Below are 15,195 nucleotides of genomic sequence, written 5' to 3' on the forward strand. Positions count from 1 at the left end.
TCATGGGAGATTCCGTACTATCCGCCATCCAACAAACCATCATCCAGCGCAAATCTGCCGATCCGTCCGAATCTTACGTCGCACAGCTCCTGCATAAGGGCGAAGACAAAATTCTGAAAAAAGTCATTGAAGAGGCGGGCGAAGTGTTGATGGCATCCAAAGACAAAGACCCGTCCCACCTGATTTACGAAGTTGCCGACTTATGGTTTCACACCATGATTCTTCTGACACACCACGACCTGAAGGCGGAAGACGTACTGGACGAACTTGCGCGCCGTCAAGGTTTGTCGGGCTTGGCCGAAAAAGCCGCTCGCACAGAATCTTGAATTTATATTACAATCCGCACTTTCCCACATTCAATCCGTCTGACCGCTTTTCAGACGGCATCGGAGTCGTTATGGACAACTGTATTTTCTGTAAAATTGCCGCCAAAGAGATTCCGGCGCAAACCGTCTATGAAGACGGCGAAATGGTTTGTTTCAAAGACATCAACCCCGCCGCTCCGGTTCATCTGCTGCTGATTCCCAAAGTCCATTTCGATTCGCTGGCGCACGCCGCGCCCGAACATCAGCAGCTATTGGGCAAAATGATGTTGAAAGTTCCCGAAATCGCTAAAGCTTCGGGACTGACCGACGGCTTTAAAACCCTAATCAATACCGGCAAAGGCGGCGGGCAAGAAATCTTCCACCTGCATATACACATCATGGGCACACCCGTATAAACCGTTATTTCACAATCAACCCCCTAATACTTACTTAAGGATACATCATGGGCAGTTTTTCTCTTACGCACTGGATTATCGTACTGATTATCGTCGTTTTGATATTCGGCACCAAAAAACTGCGCAACGTCGGCAAAGACCTCGGCGGCGCGGTTCATGACTTCAAACAGGGGCTGAACGAAGGCACAGACGGCAAAGAAGCCAAAAAAGACGATGTAATCGAACACAAAAAAGACGAAGACAAAGCGTAATTTATGTTTGATTTCGGTTTGGGCGAGCTGATTTTGGTCGGCATTATCGCCCTGATTGTCCTCGGCCCCGAACGCCTGCCCGAGGCCGCCCGCACCGCCGGACGGCTCATCGGCAGGCTGCAACGCTTTGTCGGCAGTGTCAAACAGGAATTTGACACTCAAATCGAACTGGAAGAACTGAGGAAGGCAAAGCAGGAATTCGAAGCTGCCGCTGCTCAGGTTCGAGACAGCCTCAAAGAAACCGATACGGATATGCAGAACAGTCTGCACGACATTTCTGACGGTCTGAAACCTTGGGACAAACTGCCCGAACAGCGCACGCCTGCCGATTTCGGTGTCGATGAAGGCGGCACCCCCCTTCCTGATGCGGCAAACACCCTATCAGACGGCATTTCCGACGTTATGCCGTCTGAACGTTCCGATACTTCCGCCGAAACCCTTGGGGACGACAGGCAAACCGGCAGTACAGCCGAACCCGCGGAAACCGACAAAGACCGCGCATGGCGGGAATACCTGACTGCTTCTGCCGCCGCACCCGTCGTACAGACCGTCGAAGTCAGCTATATCGATACTGCTGTTGAAACGCCTGTTCCGCACACCACTTCCCTGCGCAAACAGGCAATAAGCCGCAAACGCGATTTTCGTCCGAAACACCGCGCCAAACCGAAATTGCGCGTCCGTAAATCATAAAGAGGGCAATCCGGTGTCCGAAACACAAAACGAACAACCCGTCCAACCGCTTGTCGAACACCTCATCGAGCTGCGCCGCCGCCTGATGTGGACGGTTGTCGGCATCTTAGTCTGCTTTTTCGGCCTAATGCCGTTTGCCCAACAACTCTATACTTTTATCGCCGACCCGCTGATGGCAAACCTGCCAAAAGACACCAGCATGATTGCCACCGATGTCATCGCACCATTTTTCGTGCCGGTCAAAGTTACCCTGATGGCGGCATTTTTAATTTCGCTGCCGCATACGCTCTACCAAATCTGGGCATTTGTCGCCCCCGCACTCTATCAAAACGAAAAACGCCTGATTACCCCGCTTGTCCTCTCAAGCGTCAGCCTGTTTTTCATCGGCATGGCGTTTGCCTATTTTCTGGTTTTTCCCGTCATTTTCAAATTCCTTGCCGGCGTTACCCCTGTCGGCGTCAATATGGCGACAGACATCGACAAATACCTGTCCTTTATCTTAGGCATGTTCGTTGCGTTCGGCACAACCTTTGAAGTTCCCATCGTCGTTATCCTGTTAACCAAAATCGGCGTGGTAACAACCGGACAGCTCAAACATGCCCGCCCCTATGTCATTGTCGGTGCTTTTGTCATTGCCGCAGTCATCACACCGCCCGATGTCATCTCACAAACCCTACTTGCCATTCCACTGATTCTCTTATACGAAGCAGGTATTTGGTTCGGACGCTTCTTCACTCCACGTTCAGAACAGGATGGCGACATACAGCCGCCTGCAAAAACCTGACACTATGCCGTCTGAAGCCCCGTCGCACATTAAGGAGCACACCGTGAACACCCTTTACTTAGGTTCGGGCAGCCCACGCAGAATGGAAATCCTGACGCAGTTGGGCTATCGGGTCGTCAAGCTGCCTGCCGAGATCGACGAAACGGTCAGACAGAACGAAGACCCTGCCCGTTACGTTCAAAGGATGGCAGAAGAAAAAAACCGAACCGCCCTGACCCTCTTTTGCGAAACCAACGGCGCAATGCCTGACTTTCCCTTGATTACAGCGGATACCTGCGTTGTTTCAGACGGCATTATATTAGGCAAACCCCGCTCCCAAGCCGAAGCAGTCAAATTCTTAAAACTGCTGTCGGGAACCGGGCATACCGTCCTGACTGCCGTCTGCATCCGTTATCGCGGCAAAACGACAAGCCGCGTCCAAACCAACAACGTCGTTTTCAAACCCCTGAGTTCGGAAGAAATTTCCGCCTATGTGCAAAGCGGCGAACCGATGGACAAAGCCGGCGCCTACGCCGTACAAGGCATAGGCGGCATCTTTATCCAATCTATCGAAGGCAGCTTCAGCGGCATTATGGGGCTGCCCGTTTATGAAACCGTTTCGATGTTGCAGGATTTGGGATACCGCTCCCCCTTGTCCGCCCTTAAACCGTAAAGACTGCCGTGAACAGACAAACCGCTTACCTCCTTGCCTCTTTCAGCCTGATTGCACTGATAATCCTGTCCCTTTCCTGGGAACTGTGGATTGCACCGTTGCGCCCGGGCGGTTCGTGGCTCGCGCTCAAAGCCCTCCCCCTCTGTCTGCCGCTTTCAGGTATTCTGAAGAAAAAAATCTATACCTACCAATACAGCTCTATGCTGGTTCTGATTTATTTTGCCGAAGCCGTCATGCGCCTGTTCGACGCTTATCCGACAGAACAGATTTGCGCCGCGCTTTCCGCAGTATTCAGCATCATCTTCTTCATCTCCTGCCTGTCGTTCGTCAAACAATACAAGGAAACAAACAATGTCCGCTGAAACGACCGTATCCGGCGCGCGCCCCGCCGCCAAACTGCCGATTTACATCCTGCCCTGCTTCCTTTGGATAGGCATCGTCCCCTTTACCTTCGCGCTCAGGCTGGAACCGTCGCCCGACTTTTACCACGATGCCGCCGCCGCAGCCGGCCTGATTGTCCTGTTGTTCCTCACGGCAGGAAAAAAACTGTTTGATGTCAAAATCCCCGCCATCAGCTTCCTTCTGTTTGCAATGGCGGCGTTTTGGTATCTTCAGGCACGCCTGATGAACCTGATTTACCCCGGTATGAACGACATCGTCTCTTGGATTTTCATCTTGCTCGCCGTCAGCGCGTGGGCCTGCCGGAGCTTGGTCGCACACTTCGGACAAGAACGCATCGTGACCCTGTTTGCCTGGTCGCTGCTTATCGGCTCCCTGCTTCAATCCTGCATCGTCGTCATCCAGTTTGCCGGCTGGGAAGACACCCCCCTGCTTCAAAACCTCATCGTTTACAGCGGGCAAGGCGTAATCGGACACATCGGGCAGCGCAACAACCTCGGACACTACCTGATGTGGGGCATACTCGCCGCCGCCTACCTCAACGGACAACGAAAAATCCCCGCCGCCCTCGGCGCAATCTGCCTGATTATGCAGACCGCCGTTTTAGGTTTGGTCAATTCGCGCACCATCTTGACCTACATAGCCGCCATCGCCCTCATCCTTCCCTTCTGGTATTTCCGTTCGGACAAATCCAACAGGCGGACGATGCTCGGCATAGCCGCAGCCGTATTCCTTACCGCGCTGTTCCAATTTTCCATGAACACCATTCTGGAAACCTTTACCGGCATCCGCTACGAAACTGCCGTCGAACGCGTTGCCAACGGCGGTTTCACAGACTTGCCGCGCCAAACCGAATGGCGCAAAGCCCTTGCCGCCTTCCAGTCCGCCCCGATATTCGGGCACGGCTGGAACAGTTTTGCCCAACAAACCTTCCTCATCAATGCCGAACAGCACAACATACACGACAACCTCCTCAGCAACTTGTTCACCCATTCCCACAACATCGTCCTCCAACTCCTTGCAGAGATGGGAATCAGCGGCACGCTTCTGGTTGCCGCAACCCTGCTGACGGGCATTGCCGGGCTGCTGAAACGCCCCCTGACCCCCGCATCGCTTTTCCTAATCTGCACGCTTGCCGTCAGTATGTGCCACAGTATGCTCGAATATCCTTTGTGGTATGTCTATTTCCTCATCCCTTTCGGACTGATGCTCTTCCTGTCCCCCGCAGAGGCTTCAGACGGCATCGCCTTCAAAAAAGCCGCCAATCTCGGCATACTAACCGCCTCCGCCGCCATATTCGCAGGATTGCTGCACTTGGACTGGACATACACCCGGCTGGTTAACGCCTTTTCCCCCGCCACTGACGACAGTGCCAAAACCCTCAACCGGAAAATCAACGAACTGCGCTATATTTCCGCAAACAGTCCGATGCTGTCCTTTTATGCCGACTTCTCTCTCGTAAACTTCGCCCTGCCGGAATACCCCGAAACCCAGACTTGGGCGGAAGAAGCAACCCTCAAAGCACTAAAATACCGCCCCTACTCCGCCACCTACCGCATCGCCCTCTACCTGATGCGGCAAGGCAAAGTTGCAGAAGCAAAACAATGGATGCGGGCGACACAGTCCTATTACCCCTACCTGATGCCCCGATACGCCGACGAAATCCGCAAACTGCCCGTATGGGCGCCGCTGTTGCCCGAACTGCTCAAAGACTGCAAAGCCTTCGCCGCCGCGCCCGACCATCCGGAAGCAAAACCCTGCAAATGACCCGCGCCGGCGGATGTGTATGCCGTCTGAAATATAAAAACCCTTGCAAAGCATTGCAAAAAACAGCAAACACGCAGAAAAATACGCTATCAAAAAACATTGCAGCCGTGTTAAGATAAACCGTTAAACACCTGTTTCATGCCCGTCCCAAACCTAGCGGGCGCATACCACCACGGAAAAGGAAACACCATGAGCCGCGTATTACTCGTAGATGACGATGCCCTGCTGACCGAACTGCTGACCGAATACCTGAGCGCCGAAGGTCTGAACGTCCACAGCGTTCCCGACGGCGAAGCAGGCGTACAGGAAATCCTGAGCGGGCAATACGATGTAGTCGTATTGGATTCCATGATGCCCAAAATGAACGGCTTGGATGTCTTGAAAAACGTACGCGCCCAAAGCACCGTCCCCATCATCATGCTGACCGCCAAAGGCGACGACATCGACCGAATCATCGGCTTGGAAATGGGTGCGGACGACTATGTCCCCAAACCCTGCACACCACGCGAACTCTTGGCACGTATCAATGCCATCCTCCGCCGCGCACAACACAGCGGCGAACAAAACAACGCATCCAACAGCATCTCCGTCAGCGATGTCGTCCTGTACCCCGCCAAACGCCAGGCATCCGTCAAAGACACGCCGCTCGAACTGACCAGCACCGAATTCAACCTGCTCGAAGTCCTGATGCGCCATGCCGGACAGGTAGTCAGCAAAGAAACCCTGTCCGTCGAAGCACTCGACCGCAAGCTGGCAAAATTCGACCGCAGCATCGACGTGCACATTTCCAGCATCCGGCACAAGCTGGGCGATGCCTCGCTGATTCAAACCGTACGCGGCTTGGGCTACCTGTTTGTCAAAAACTGAAGCAGCGGGCAAATGAAACTGTTCCAACGCATTTTCGCCACATTTTGCGCGGTTATCGTCTGCGCAATCTTTGTGGCGAGTTTTTCTTTTTGGCTGGTGCAGAACACCCTTGCCGAAAACCAATTCAACCAACGCCGCACCATCGAAACCACATTAATGGGCAGCATTATTTCCGCATTCAAGACACGGGGCGACAACGGCGCACGCGAAATCCTGACCGAATGGAAAGACAGCCCCGTCTCATCCGCCGTTTACGTCATACAGGGCGACGAGAAAAAAGACATCTTAAACCGCTATATCGACAATTACACCATAGAACGCGCCCGACTGTTTGCCGCCAACAACCCCCATTCCAACCTTGTCCACATCGAATACGACCGTTTCGGCGAAGAATACCTGTTCTTCATTAAAGGCTGGGACAACCACCAGGCACAACGCCTGCCCAGCCCGCTGTTTATCCCGGGCCTGCCGCTTGCCCCGATTTGGCACGAATTCATCATCCTCTCCTTCATCATCATCGTCGGACTGCTGATGGCATATATCCTTGCCGGCAACATTGCCAAACCCATCAGAATCTTAGGCAACGGCATGGACAGGGTGGCAAACGGAGAACTTGAAACCCGCATCTCCCAACAGGTCGACGACCGTGATGACGAATTGTCCCATCTCGCACTGCAATTCGACAAAATGGTGGAAAAACTCGAAAAACTTGTCGCCAAAGAACGCCACCTGCTCCACCACGTTTCCCACGAAATGCGCTCCCCGCTTGCCCGTATGCAGGCAATTGTCGGACTGATTCAGGCGCAGCCCCAAAAACAGGAACAATATCTTAAACGGCTGGAAGGCGAACTGACCCGCATGGATACGCTGGTCGGGGAACTGTTAACCCTGTCCCGTCTCGAAACCTCCAATATAGCTTTGGAAAAAGAAAGCCTGAAACTCCTGCCCTTTCTGGGCAACCTGGTAGAAGACAACCAAAGTATCGCCCAAAAGAACGGACAGACGGTCGCCCTGTCCGTCGACGGAAAAATCCCCGAAAACACAACCATCCTTGCCAACGAAAGCTACCTGTACCGCGCCTTCGACAACGTCATCCGCAACGCCGTCAACTACAGTCCCGAAGGCAGCACCATCCTGATCAACATCGGACAAGACCACAAACACTGGATAATCGACGTTACCGACAACGGTCCCGGCGTGGACGAAATGCAGCTCCCGCACATCTTCACCGCTTTCTACCGTGCAGACTCCAGTGCCAACAAACCCGGAACAGGGCTTGGACTTGCCCTGACACAACACATCATCGGGCAGCACTGCGGCAAAATCATCGCCGAAAACATCAAACCGAACGGTCTGCGGATGCGCTTTATCCTGCCCAAGAAAAAAACCGGTTCCAAACCAGAAAAAAGTGCGAACTGACCATAATGCCGTCTGAACCCGCTTCAGACGGCATTGCACAAACAGTTACCCCAAAACAAACACACAGTGAGTGCATCTCCAACAATCACGCACATACCGTCCGCAAAGGAATATATCATGCCGACACAAACCGATCCCGGCTACTTCTTCATGCCCAACCACATTATCCTGATAGGCGCGAGCGAACAACCGTACAGCCTTGGCGAACGCATACTCAGCAACCTGCTGAGTACGCCCTTTCAAGGAAAAATCACCCCCGTAAACCCGCGCCACCACACCATAGCCGGACTGCCCGCCTACACCAGCCTCAACAAAATCCCCGGCAGTGCAGACCTGATTATTGCCGTTACCCCGCCCGACAGTTACGACACCCTCTTCAAAACCTGCCGCAAAAAGCAGCTCCGACACATCATCCTCATACAGGACTGGGACAGCCTGTCTGCCGCAGAACTGCACACCGCCGAAACTGCCATCCGCAAACACCACGGCAACGGACTCAACATCACCGCCTGCACCACCGCAGGCATCCAACTGCCCTCACTCGGACTCAACATCAGTACCCAAGACGGATACGCCGCAGGCCATACCGCCATACTGACCGGCAATGCCGCCGTCAGCCGCCAAATCGATACCGTCCTCAAAAAACTCCATCAAGGCATATCCCGCCACATCAGCCTGAACTACGGCATCAGCCCCATCACTTCCTCCGACTGGCTCAACCGCTTCGGCCACAGCCTGCACACCAAAACCGCCGTCCTACACCACAACCCGGAAGAGGACCAGCGCAAACTGTTCAGCGCAATCCGCCAATTTACCCGCCATACGCCGCTGATTCTCCACATTACCTGCCGCACGACAGAAACCGACCGTGCCGTACTGCACTGCCTCGCCCGACACTGCAACTTCCTCATCAGTTTCAACGCCGACGACCTCGAAGCCGCACTGCGCGCCCAACTGTCCGACCTTCCACCCCTGTCCCGACTCGACATCCTGTCCGACACGCCTGCTGAATGGCTGCACGCGCACACCCCCGAAAACCTCACCCTCCACTTTCCCAACCTTCCCCACCACATCCGCAACGGACACCTGACCGGCACACCCACACCCTCAACCTGCCACGACATCGCCTCACGTCAGCTTGCCCGCCCCGACACCCAAGCCGTCCTGACCATCCTCAGCCCCTACGGATACGAGGATTACAAAAAAACAGCACGCGCCCTTATCCGCCTGTCCGAACAGACCGCCAAACCCCTGCTCGTCAGCAGCCCCTTTTCAGACGGCATAACCCATTTCGACACACCCACACAGGCAATCCGCACCCTTTCCTACCGCAACACCGCCGCCGCCCTGAAGCAGGCACAGCTCGACATTGCACCGCCGCAGCCATGCCGTCTGAAAACACCGCAACCCCAAAACATCAAAAAAGCCCTTACAGCGGCAAACCCTTCCCTGCTCGCCGAAGCCCTGCACCTCCCCCCCTACCGGCACACCACCCATAACGCCGTCCAATTCCAATTCGGCAGCCACCCCCTCTATGGCGACATCCTGACCGCACGCCGCAACGGACAAACCACTGCCGTACTCCCGCCGTTTACCACACTTGACAACCGCCACCTTGCCCGCTTTGCCGAACTCGACGACACACAAACCCTCGACTGCTTCCTGCACACACTGACCGTCATTCCCGAATACCGCCAACACATTCTCGGCATCACCCTCAACCTAAACGGCGGACAATACAATACCGACTTTGATCTGAAAGCACCCGAAACACACAATGCACCCGGACGCAAAACAACAAGCAAGACCGTACAAACCCTCGAACACGCCGCCGCAAAAATGCAAAGTGCCGCCCAATACCTGAAACACAAAAACCCGGCAGCCTCCGAGTTCCTCCGACACACAAGCGAAGCTGCCGCCGAACTGCTCAGCAGTAAAACCGCAACCGATAAAAAAACACCCAACGTGCTCCCGCCCTACCCTGAGGCACACCCAAAAATACTGTTTCTAAAAAACAACATGACCGTTACAGTAAGCCCGCTGCTGCCCGAAGATGCCGAGGCCAAACAAAAATTCATCCGAAAACTCAGTCCCGAAGCACGGTACACACGCTTCATGACCCACACCAACGAACTTCCTGAAGGTACATTGGCACGCTTATGCAACCCAGACTACTACTGCGAAGCCGCATGGACAGCAAGAGATAATAACGACAACATCGTCGCCGTCGCCCGCCACAGCCGCCTGAACCGCAACGAATGCGAGTTCGCCATCGCACTGGCAGAACATATGCGCGGCAGCGGGCTGGCACAAAAAATGATGGGGCTCGTCATCCGTACTGCCGCACAACAAGGCTACCGCGCCATCAGTGCCGACATTCTCAAAACCAATACCCCCATGATCAAACTTGCTGAAAAATCAGGATTTACCCTCAAGGAATCGGACACCGAAAAAAACCTGTACCGCGCATATCTGAACCTTGCGGCAGACAAAACAACAGAAAAAACAAATAAAAACTTGCGCACCGACCACAAAATAACCTAAAATCGGCAGTTTCCATATATCCGATTTTCTCAAAAGGACTCAAAATGGTAGTTATCCGTTTGGCACGCGGCGGCTCGAAACACCGCCCTTTCTACAACGTCATCGTTACTGACTCACGCAGCCGCCGCGACGGCCGCTTCATCGAACGCGTAGGCTTCTACAACCCCGTAGCCAACGAAAAACAAGAGCGCGTCCGCCTCAATGCAGACCGCCTGAACCACTGGATTGCACAAGGCGCGCAAGTCAGCGACTCCGTTGCAAAACTGATTAAAGAACAAAAAGCCGCCTAATCCGCATTTGCCGCCATGACAGACACTCAAAACCGGGTAGCCATGGGCTACATCAAAGGCGTATTCGGCATAAAGGGCTGGTTGAAAATTGCCGCCAACACCGAATATTCCGACAGCCTTTTGGACTACCCCGAGTGGCATTTGGTCAAGGACGGCAAAACCGTCAGCGTTACCCTTGAAGCCGGAAAAGTCGTCAACGGCGAACTCCAAGTCAAATTCGAAGGCATAGACGACCGCGACTTGGCATTCTCATTGCGCGGTTACACCATCGAAATACCCCGTGAAGCATTCGCCCCGACAGAAGAAGACGAATACTACTGGGCAGACTTGGTCGGCATGACCGTCGTTAACAAAGACCATACCGTTTTAGGCAAGGTAAGCAACCTGATGGAAACCGGTGCAAACGACGTATTAGTGGTTAATGGAAAATACGGGCAAATCCTGATTCCGTTCGTTTCCCAATATATCGAAACCGTCGATACCGGCAGTAAGACCATTACTGCCGATTGGGGTTTGGACTACTGATGCTTATCCAGGCAGTTACCATTTTCCCCGAAATGTTCGACAGCATTACCCGCTACGGCGTAACGGGACGCGCGAATAGACAGGGAATCTGGCAGTTTGAAGCCGTCAATCCCCGAAAGTTTGCCGACAACAGATTGGGCTACATCGACGACCGCCCGTTCGGCGGCGGCCCGGGAATGATTATGATGGCTCCGCCGCTTCATGCAGCAATAGAACATGCCAAAGCACAATCTTCCCAAACCGCAAAAGTCATCTACCTCAGCCCGCAAGGGAAACCGCTGACACACCAAAAAGCGGCAGAACTGGCAGAACTTCCGCATCTGATTCTGCTGTGTGGACGCTATGAGGGAATAGACGAAAGACTGCTGCAAAGCAGCGTCGATGAAGAAATCAGCATCGGAGACTTCGTCGTTTCCGGCGGAGAGCTTCCCGCCATGATGCTGATGGATGCGGTATTGAGGCTCGTACCTGGCGTATTGGGCGATATGCAGTCTGCCGAACAGGATTCGTTCTCAAGCGGCATTTTGGACTGCCCCCACTACACCAAACCCTTAGAATTTCAAGGCATGGCTGTTCCGGAAGTATTACGTTCCGGCAATCATGGCTTGATAGCGGAATGGCGGTTGGAACAATCGCTGCGCCGCACCTTGGAGCGCAGACCCGATCTTTTGGAAAAGCGCGTTTTAATCCCAAAGGAATCCCGCCTCTTGGAAACCATCCGGCAAGAGCAACGGGAAATCCAATCATAATTTAGGAAAAAAACAATGAACCTGATTCAACAGCTCGAGCAAGAAGAAATTGCCCGCCTGAACAAAGAAATCCCCGAATTCGCACCGGGCGACACCGTAGTCGTATCCGTACGCGTCGTGGAAGGTACCCGCAGCCGTCTGCAAGCCTACGAAGGCGTTGTCATTGCACGCCGCAACCGTGGTCTGAACAGCAACTTCATCGTCCGCAAAATCTCCAGCGGCGAAGGTGTTGAACGTACTTTCCAACTGTACTCTCCTACCGTTGAGAAAATCGAAGTCAAACGCCGTGGCGACGTACGCCGTGCCAAACTGTACTACCTGCGCGGCCTGACCGGCAAAGCTGCACGCATCAAAGAAAAACTGCCTGCACGCAAAGGTTGATTCAAACCGTTTTCCCCAATGCCGTCTGAACCTTCAGACGGCATTTCTTATTGCCGCAACATCCGCAACGGAACAGCACCAAGAAGCACACCCCTTCCGGCACATCCCGAATCCCCGTCCGAACCGAACAAAATTTACAGACTAAACGTTATACAGTATCATATCCGCCATATAACGATAACCGCTTTGCCAACTTCCCTTTCAAAACTGCAAATCATTATGACACCTTCCCTCTTACTGTCAGGATTGACCTTCCGCCTCATCCTTGCCCTGATTGCCGTATTCCTTTTATGGGGTGTTTACCTTTGGGCGGTATCGGTATGAGCATCATCGTTGAAAACCTGACCGTCAGCTACCGCCGCCGCCCCGCAGTACACCACGTCGACATTACTTTTGAAGAACATAGTATGTGGGCGGTTTTCGGACCGAACGGCGCAGGGAAATCTACCTTTCTTAAATCCTTGATGGGATTGCAACCCATCGACACCGGCAGCATCCTGTTGGACGGATTGACCCGTCAAAACATCGCCTACCTCCCCCAACAGTCCGACATCGACCGCTCCCAACCTATGACTGTTTTCGACTTGGCAGCAATGGGGCTTTGGTATGAAATCGGCTTTTTCAAAGGGATAAATACCGCGCAAAAACAACGCGTTCACGAATCTTTGGAACGCGTCGGAATGAGGCAGTTTGCCCGCCGCCAAATCGCCCACCTCTCAAACGGACAATTCCAACGCGTCCTTTTTGCCCGAATGCTGGTTCAAAATGCAAAATTCCTGCTTTTGGACGAACCTTTCAATGCCGTTGATGCACGGACAACCTACGAGCTTCTCGACGTATTGCAAAAATGTCATTGCAACGGACACGCTATCATTGCCGTTTTGCACGATTACGAACAAGTCCGCGCCTACTTTCCCAATACCCTGCTGCTCGCCCGCGAAAAAATTGCGGCAGGCGCAACCGAGACCATTCTGACAGAACCCTACCTCGCTCAAGCCAACGCCAAAATGCAGCAACAGGAAAGCCCCGACTGGTGCGCGTCATAAATGCCGTCTGAAACCGAAAAACCATGAACCTCTACGACCTGCTCCTTGCCCCCTTTGCAGAATTCGACTTCATGCGCTACGCCCTCGCATCCGTCTTCTGCCTGTCCCTCAGTGCCGCACCCGTCGGCGTATTCCTCGTCATGCGCCGTATGAGCCTGATAGGCGACGCATTGAGCCACGCCGTCTTGCCCGGTGCCGCCGTCGGCTACATGTTTGCCGGCTTGAGCCTGCCCGCCATGGGTTTGGGCGGCGTAGCCGCAGGCATGCTGATGGCACTGCTTGCCGGACTCGTCAGCCGCTTCACCACCCTGAAAGAAGATGCCAACTTTGCCGCCTTCTACCTGAGCAGCCTCGCCATAGGCGTAGTCCTCGTCAGCAAAAACGGGAGCAGCGTCGATCTGCTGCATCTGCTTTTCGGCTCTGTACTTGCCGTCGATATTCCTGCCCTGCAACTCATCGCCGCCGTATCCACCCTCACACTGCTTACCCTTGCCGTCATCTACCGCCCGCTCGTACTCGAAAGCATCGACCCCCTGTTTCTCAAATCTGTCGGCGGCAAAGGCGGGCTTTGGCACGTCCTCTTTCTCGTCCTGGTCGTCATGAACCTCGTATCCGGCTTTCAAGCCCTCGGCACACTCATGTCCGTCGGACTCATGATGCTGCCAGCCATTACCGCCCGCCTGTGGGCGAAGCATATGGGCGCACTCATCCTCCTATCCGTTCTGACAGCCCTGCTGTGCGGCTTGAGCGGACTGCTCATTTCCTACCACATCGAAATTCCTTCCGGTCCCGCCATCATCCTCTGTTGCAGCGTCCTTTATCTCTTTTCCGTCATACTCGGTAAAGAAGGCGGCATCTTGCCCAAATGGCTCAAAAACCACCGCCACCACACCACCTGACACGGCAGGCTGCTTGAACAAACAGGCGGCTTGTTTTACCATAACGGATGTTACGTTATATCACAGGAGAACAGTTATGAAACACCTCAAACTCACCCTTATTGCCGCATTGCTGACCGCCTCCGCAACTGCCGCCCCTCTGCCCGTCGTAACCAGCTTTAGCATTTTAGGCGACGTTGCCAAACAAATCGGCGGAGAGCGCGTATCCATACAAAATTTGGTCGGAGCCAACCAAGATACTCATGCCTATCACATGACCAGCGGCGACATTAAAAAAATCCGCAGTGCAAAACTTGTCCTGATTAACGGTTTAGGTCTTGAAGCTGCCGATGTACAACGTGCCGTCAAACAAAGCAAAGTATCCTATGCCGAAGCAGCCAAAGGCATCCAACCCCTCAAAGCCGAAGAAGAAGGCGGACACCATCACGACCACCATCACGACCACGATCATGACCACGACCACGACCACGAAGGACACCACCACGACCACGGCGAATTTGACCCCCACGTCTGGAACGACCCCGTCCTTATGTCCGCCTATGCCCAAAACGTCGCCGAAGCCCTGATAAAGGCCGACCCCGAAGGCAAAGTTTATTATCAACAACGCTTGGGCAACTACCAAATGCAGCTTAAAAAACTGCACAGCGACGCACAAGCCGCATTTAATGCCGTCCCTGCCGCCAAACGCAAAGTCCTGACCGGACACGACGCATTTTCCTACATGGGCAAACGTTACCATATCGAGTTCATCGCCCCGCAAGGCGTGAGCAGCGAAGCCGAGCCTTCAGCCAAACAAGTCGCCGCCATCATCCGCCAAATCAAACGCGAAGGCATCAAAGCCGTATTTACCGAAAACATCAAAGACACCCGTATGGTTGACCGCATCGCCAAAGAAACCGGTGTCAACGTCAGCGGCAAACTGTATTCCGACGCGCTCGGCAACGCACCCGCAGACACCTACATCGGAATGTACCGCCACAACATCAAGGCAATGAGCGAAGCGATGAAAAAATAAACCCTAAACACACAATGCCGTCTGAAACCTTTTTCAGACGGCATTCTCATACCCGTGCACAAAAGGCGGCCCCACAACGCACAAATATATAGTGGATTAACAAAAACCGGTACGGCGTTGCCCCGCCTTGTCCTGATTTTGTTAACCCACTATACAACGACCAACATAAACCATTGAAAAAAAAAAAAAAAAAAGA

The 15,195-nt window shown here is 53.7% G+C and carries 19 protein-coding genes; all 19 read left to right on the forward strand.

Translation table 11 applies throughout. The features are described from left to right. The first annotated feature begins 2 nt into the window (after nucleotides 1–2). The 19 genes from Q3O06_RS09665 (at nucleotide 3) to Q3O06_RS09755 (ending at nucleotide 14,999) form a co-directional block, all read left to right on the forward strand. The gene (locus Q3O06_RS09665; RefSeq protein WP_301818629.1) at nucleotides 3–326 is read left to right on the forward strand and encodes a phosphoribosyl-ATP diphosphatase; all 324 of its coding nucleotides are present in this window, start codon (nucleotides 3–5) and stop codon (nucleotides 324–326) included. A 71-nt stretch (nucleotides 327–397) separates the two neighbouring features. Then, on the forward strand, nucleotides 398–721 hold the full coding sequence (locus tag Q3O06_RS09670) for a histidine triad nucleotide-binding protein (RefSeq protein WP_301818656.1): 324 nt from the start codon (nucleotides 398–400) through the stop codon (nucleotides 719–721). Between the two features lie 47 nt (nucleotides 722–768). Continuing rightward, nucleotides 769–972, forward strand: a complete 204-nt coding sequence (gene tatA, locus Q3O06_RS09675) for a Sec-independent protein translocase subunit TatA (RefSeq protein WP_025457908.1) — start codon at nucleotides 769–771, stop codon at nucleotides 970–972. Between the two features lie 3 nt (nucleotides 973–975). After that, nucleotides 976–1,662: a Sec-independent protein translocase protein TatB gene (tatB, locus tag Q3O06_RS09680; RefSeq protein WP_301818630.1), complete on the forward strand. Its 687-nt coding sequence runs from the start codon at nucleotides 976–978 to the stop codon at nucleotides 1,660–1,662. Nucleotides 1,663–1,675: 13 nt separating this feature from the next. After that, complete coding sequence (gene tatC / locus Q3O06_RS09685; protein WP_301818632.1) at nucleotides 1,676–2,446, forward strand: twin-arginine translocase subunit TatC; 771 nt, start codon at nucleotides 1,676–1,678, stop codon at nucleotides 2,444–2,446. A gap of 43 nt (nucleotides 2,447–2,489) precedes the next feature. Further along, nucleotides 2,490–3,098: a Maf family nucleotide pyrophosphatase gene (locus tag Q3O06_RS09690; protein WP_301818658.1), complete on the forward strand. Its 609-nt coding sequence runs from the start codon at nucleotides 2,490–2,492 to the stop codon at nucleotides 3,096–3,098. Nucleotides 3,099–3,106: 8 nt separating this feature from the next. Next, nucleotides 3,107–3,460 carry a DUF2069 domain-containing protein gene (locus Q3O06_RS09695; protein ID WP_301818634.1) on the forward strand — a complete coding sequence of 118 codons (354 nt, stop codon included), beginning with the start codon at nucleotides 3,107–3,109 and terminating at the stop codon, nucleotides 3,458–3,460. Beyond that, complete coding sequence (locus Q3O06_RS09700; protein WP_301818636.1) at nucleotides 3,450–5,264, forward strand: PglL family O-oligosaccharyltransferase; 1,815 nt, start codon at nucleotides 3,450–3,452, stop codon at nucleotides 5,262–5,264. The genes Q3O06_RS09695 and Q3O06_RS09700 overlap by 11 nt, the downstream gene beginning before the upstream one ends. A gap of 189 nt (nucleotides 5,265–5,453) precedes the next feature. After that, nucleotides 5,454–6,131: a two-component system response regulator MisR gene (gene misR / locus Q3O06_RS09705; RefSeq protein ID WP_301818637.1), complete on the forward strand. Its 678-nt coding sequence runs from the start codon at nucleotides 5,454–5,456 to the stop codon at nucleotides 6,129–6,131. A 12-nt stretch (nucleotides 6,132–6,143) separates the two neighbouring features. Next, nucleotides 6,144–7,550: a two-component system sensor histidine kinase MisS gene (gene misS, locus Q3O06_RS09710; protein WP_301818639.1), complete on the forward strand. Its 1,407-nt coding sequence runs from the start codon at nucleotides 6,144–6,146 to the stop codon at nucleotides 7,548–7,550. 117 nt (nucleotides 7,551–7,667) lie between these two features. Beyond that, a complete protein-coding gene (locus Q3O06_RS09715; protein ID WP_301818640.1) occupies nucleotides 7,668–10,094 on the forward strand; it encodes a bifunctional acetate--CoA ligase family protein/GNAT family N-acetyltransferase in 2,427 nt (808 codons plus the stop codon). A 44-nt stretch (nucleotides 10,095–10,138) separates the two neighbouring features. Then, entirely contained in the window at nucleotides 10,139–10,384 is a 246-nt protein-coding gene (gene rpsP, locus Q3O06_RS09720; protein WP_002214315.1) for a 30S ribosomal protein S16, read from the forward strand. Between the two features lie 15 nt (nucleotides 10,385–10,399). After that, nucleotides 10,400–10,909: a ribosome maturation factor RimM gene (gene rimM, locus Q3O06_RS09725; protein WP_301818642.1), complete on the forward strand. Its 510-nt coding sequence runs from the start codon at nucleotides 10,400–10,402 to the stop codon at nucleotides 10,907–10,909. After that, nucleotides 10,909–11,658 carry a tRNA (guanosine(37)-N1)-methyltransferase TrmD gene (gene trmD / locus Q3O06_RS09730; RefSeq protein ID WP_118853326.1) on the forward strand — a complete coding sequence of 250 codons (750 nt, stop codon included), beginning with the start codon at nucleotides 10,909–10,911 and terminating at the stop codon, nucleotides 11,656–11,658. Before rimM ends, trmD begins: the two co-directional genes overlap by 1 nt. A 15-nt stretch (nucleotides 11,659–11,673) precedes the next feature. Further along, nucleotides 11,674–12,039, forward strand: a complete 366-nt coding sequence (gene rplS, locus Q3O06_RS09735; RefSeq protein WP_002217809.1) for a 50S ribosomal protein L19 — start codon at nucleotides 11,674–11,676, stop codon at nucleotides 12,037–12,039. An 18-nt stretch (nucleotides 12,040–12,057) separates the two neighbouring features. Then, nucleotides 12,058–12,363: a hypothetical protein gene (locus Q3O06_RS09740; protein ID WP_301818646.1), complete on the forward strand. Its 306-nt coding sequence runs from the start codon at nucleotides 12,058–12,060 to the stop codon at nucleotides 12,361–12,363. Continuing rightward, nucleotides 12,360–13,085, forward strand: a complete 726-nt coding sequence (locus tag Q3O06_RS09745) for a metal ABC transporter ATP-binding protein (protein WP_301818648.1) — start codon at nucleotides 12,360–12,362, stop codon at nucleotides 13,083–13,085. The genes Q3O06_RS09740 and Q3O06_RS09745 overlap by 4 nt, the downstream gene beginning before the upstream one ends. A gap of 23 nt (nucleotides 13,086–13,108) precedes the next feature. After that, nucleotides 13,109–13,984 (forward strand): metal ABC transporter permease, encoded by an 876-nt coding sequence (locus Q3O06_RS09750; RefSeq protein ID WP_002261370.1) that lies wholly within the window; start codon nucleotides 13,109–13,111, stop codon nucleotides 13,982–13,984. 76 nt (nucleotides 13,985–14,060) lie between these two features. Beyond that, the gene (locus tag Q3O06_RS09755) at nucleotides 14,061–14,999 is read left to right on the forward strand and encodes a metal ABC transporter solute-binding protein, Zn/Mn family (RefSeq protein ID WP_301818652.1); all 939 of its coding nucleotides are present in this window, start codon (nucleotides 14,061–14,063) and stop codon (nucleotides 14,997–14,999) included. The last annotated feature ends 196 nt before the right edge of the window (nucleotides 15,000–15,195 follow it).

It is taken from the genome of Neisseria maigaei, assembly GCF_958267405.1.
Classification (GTDB): Bacteria; Pseudomonadota; Gammaproteobacteria; order Burkholderiales; family Neisseriaceae; genus Neisseria; species Neisseria bergeri.

What these genes read in the sequence shown, in the direction of transcription:
- Q3O06_RS09665 (WP_301818629.1), top strand. Translation starts at nt 3, where the DNA reads ATGGGAGATTCCGTACTATCCGCCATCCAACAAACCATCATCCAGCGC.
- Q3O06_RS09670 (WP_301818656.1), top strand. Translation starts at nt 398, where the DNA reads ATGGACAACTGTATTTTCTGTAAAATTGCCGCCAAAGAGATTCCGGCG.
- tatA (WP_025457908.1), top strand. Translation starts at nt 769, where the DNA reads ATGGGCAGTTTTTCTCTTACGCACTGGATTATCGTACTGATTATCGTC.
- tatB (WP_301818630.1), top strand. Translation starts at nt 976, where the DNA reads ATGTTTGATTTCGGTTTGGGCGAGCTGATTTTGGTCGGCATTATCGCC.
- Q3O06_RS09700 (WP_301818636.1), top strand. Translation starts at nt 3,450, where the DNA reads ATGTCCGCTGAAACGACCGTATCCGGCGCGCGCCCCGCCGCCAAACTG.
- misR (WP_301818637.1), top strand. Translation starts at nt 5,454, where the DNA reads ATGAGCCGCGTATTACTCGTAGATGACGATGCCCTGCTGACCGAACTG.
- misS (WP_301818639.1), top strand. Translation starts at nt 6,144, where the DNA reads ATGAAACTGTTCCAACGCATTTTCGCCACATTTTGCGCGGTTATCGTC.
- Q3O06_RS09715 (WP_301818640.1), top strand. Translation starts at nt 7,668, where the DNA reads ATGCCGACACAAACCGATCCCGGCTACTTCTTCATGCCCAACCACATT.
- rpsP (WP_002214315.1), top strand. Translation starts at nt 10,139, where the DNA reads ATGGTAGTTATCCGTTTGGCACGCGGCGGCTCGAAACACCGCCCTTTC.
- rimM (WP_301818642.1), top strand. Translation starts at nt 10,400, where the DNA reads ATGACAGACACTCAAAACCGGGTAGCCATGGGCTACATCAAAGGCGTA.
- trmD (WP_118853326.1), top strand. Translation starts at nt 10,909, where the DNA reads ATGCTTATCCAGGCAGTTACCATTTTCCCCGAAATGTTCGACAGCATT.
- rplS (WP_002217809.1), top strand. Translation starts at nt 11,674, where the DNA reads ATGAACCTGATTCAACAGCTCGAGCAAGAAGAAATTGCCCGCCTGAAC.
- Q3O06_RS09740 (WP_301818646.1), top strand. Translation starts at nt 12,058, where the DNA reads ATGCCGTCTGAACCTTCAGACGGCATTTCTTATTGCCGCAACATCCGC.
- Q3O06_RS09745 (WP_301818648.1), top strand. Translation starts at nt 12,360, where the DNA reads ATGAGCATCATCGTTGAAAACCTGACCGTCAGCTACCGCCGCCGCCCC.
- Q3O06_RS09750 (WP_002261370.1), top strand. Translation starts at nt 13,109, where the DNA reads ATGAACCTCTACGACCTGCTCCTTGCCCCCTTTGCAGAATTCGACTTC.
- Q3O06_RS09755 (WP_301818652.1), top strand. Translation starts at nt 14,061, where the DNA reads ATGAAACACCTCAAACTCACCCTTATTGCCGCATTGCTGACCGCCTCC.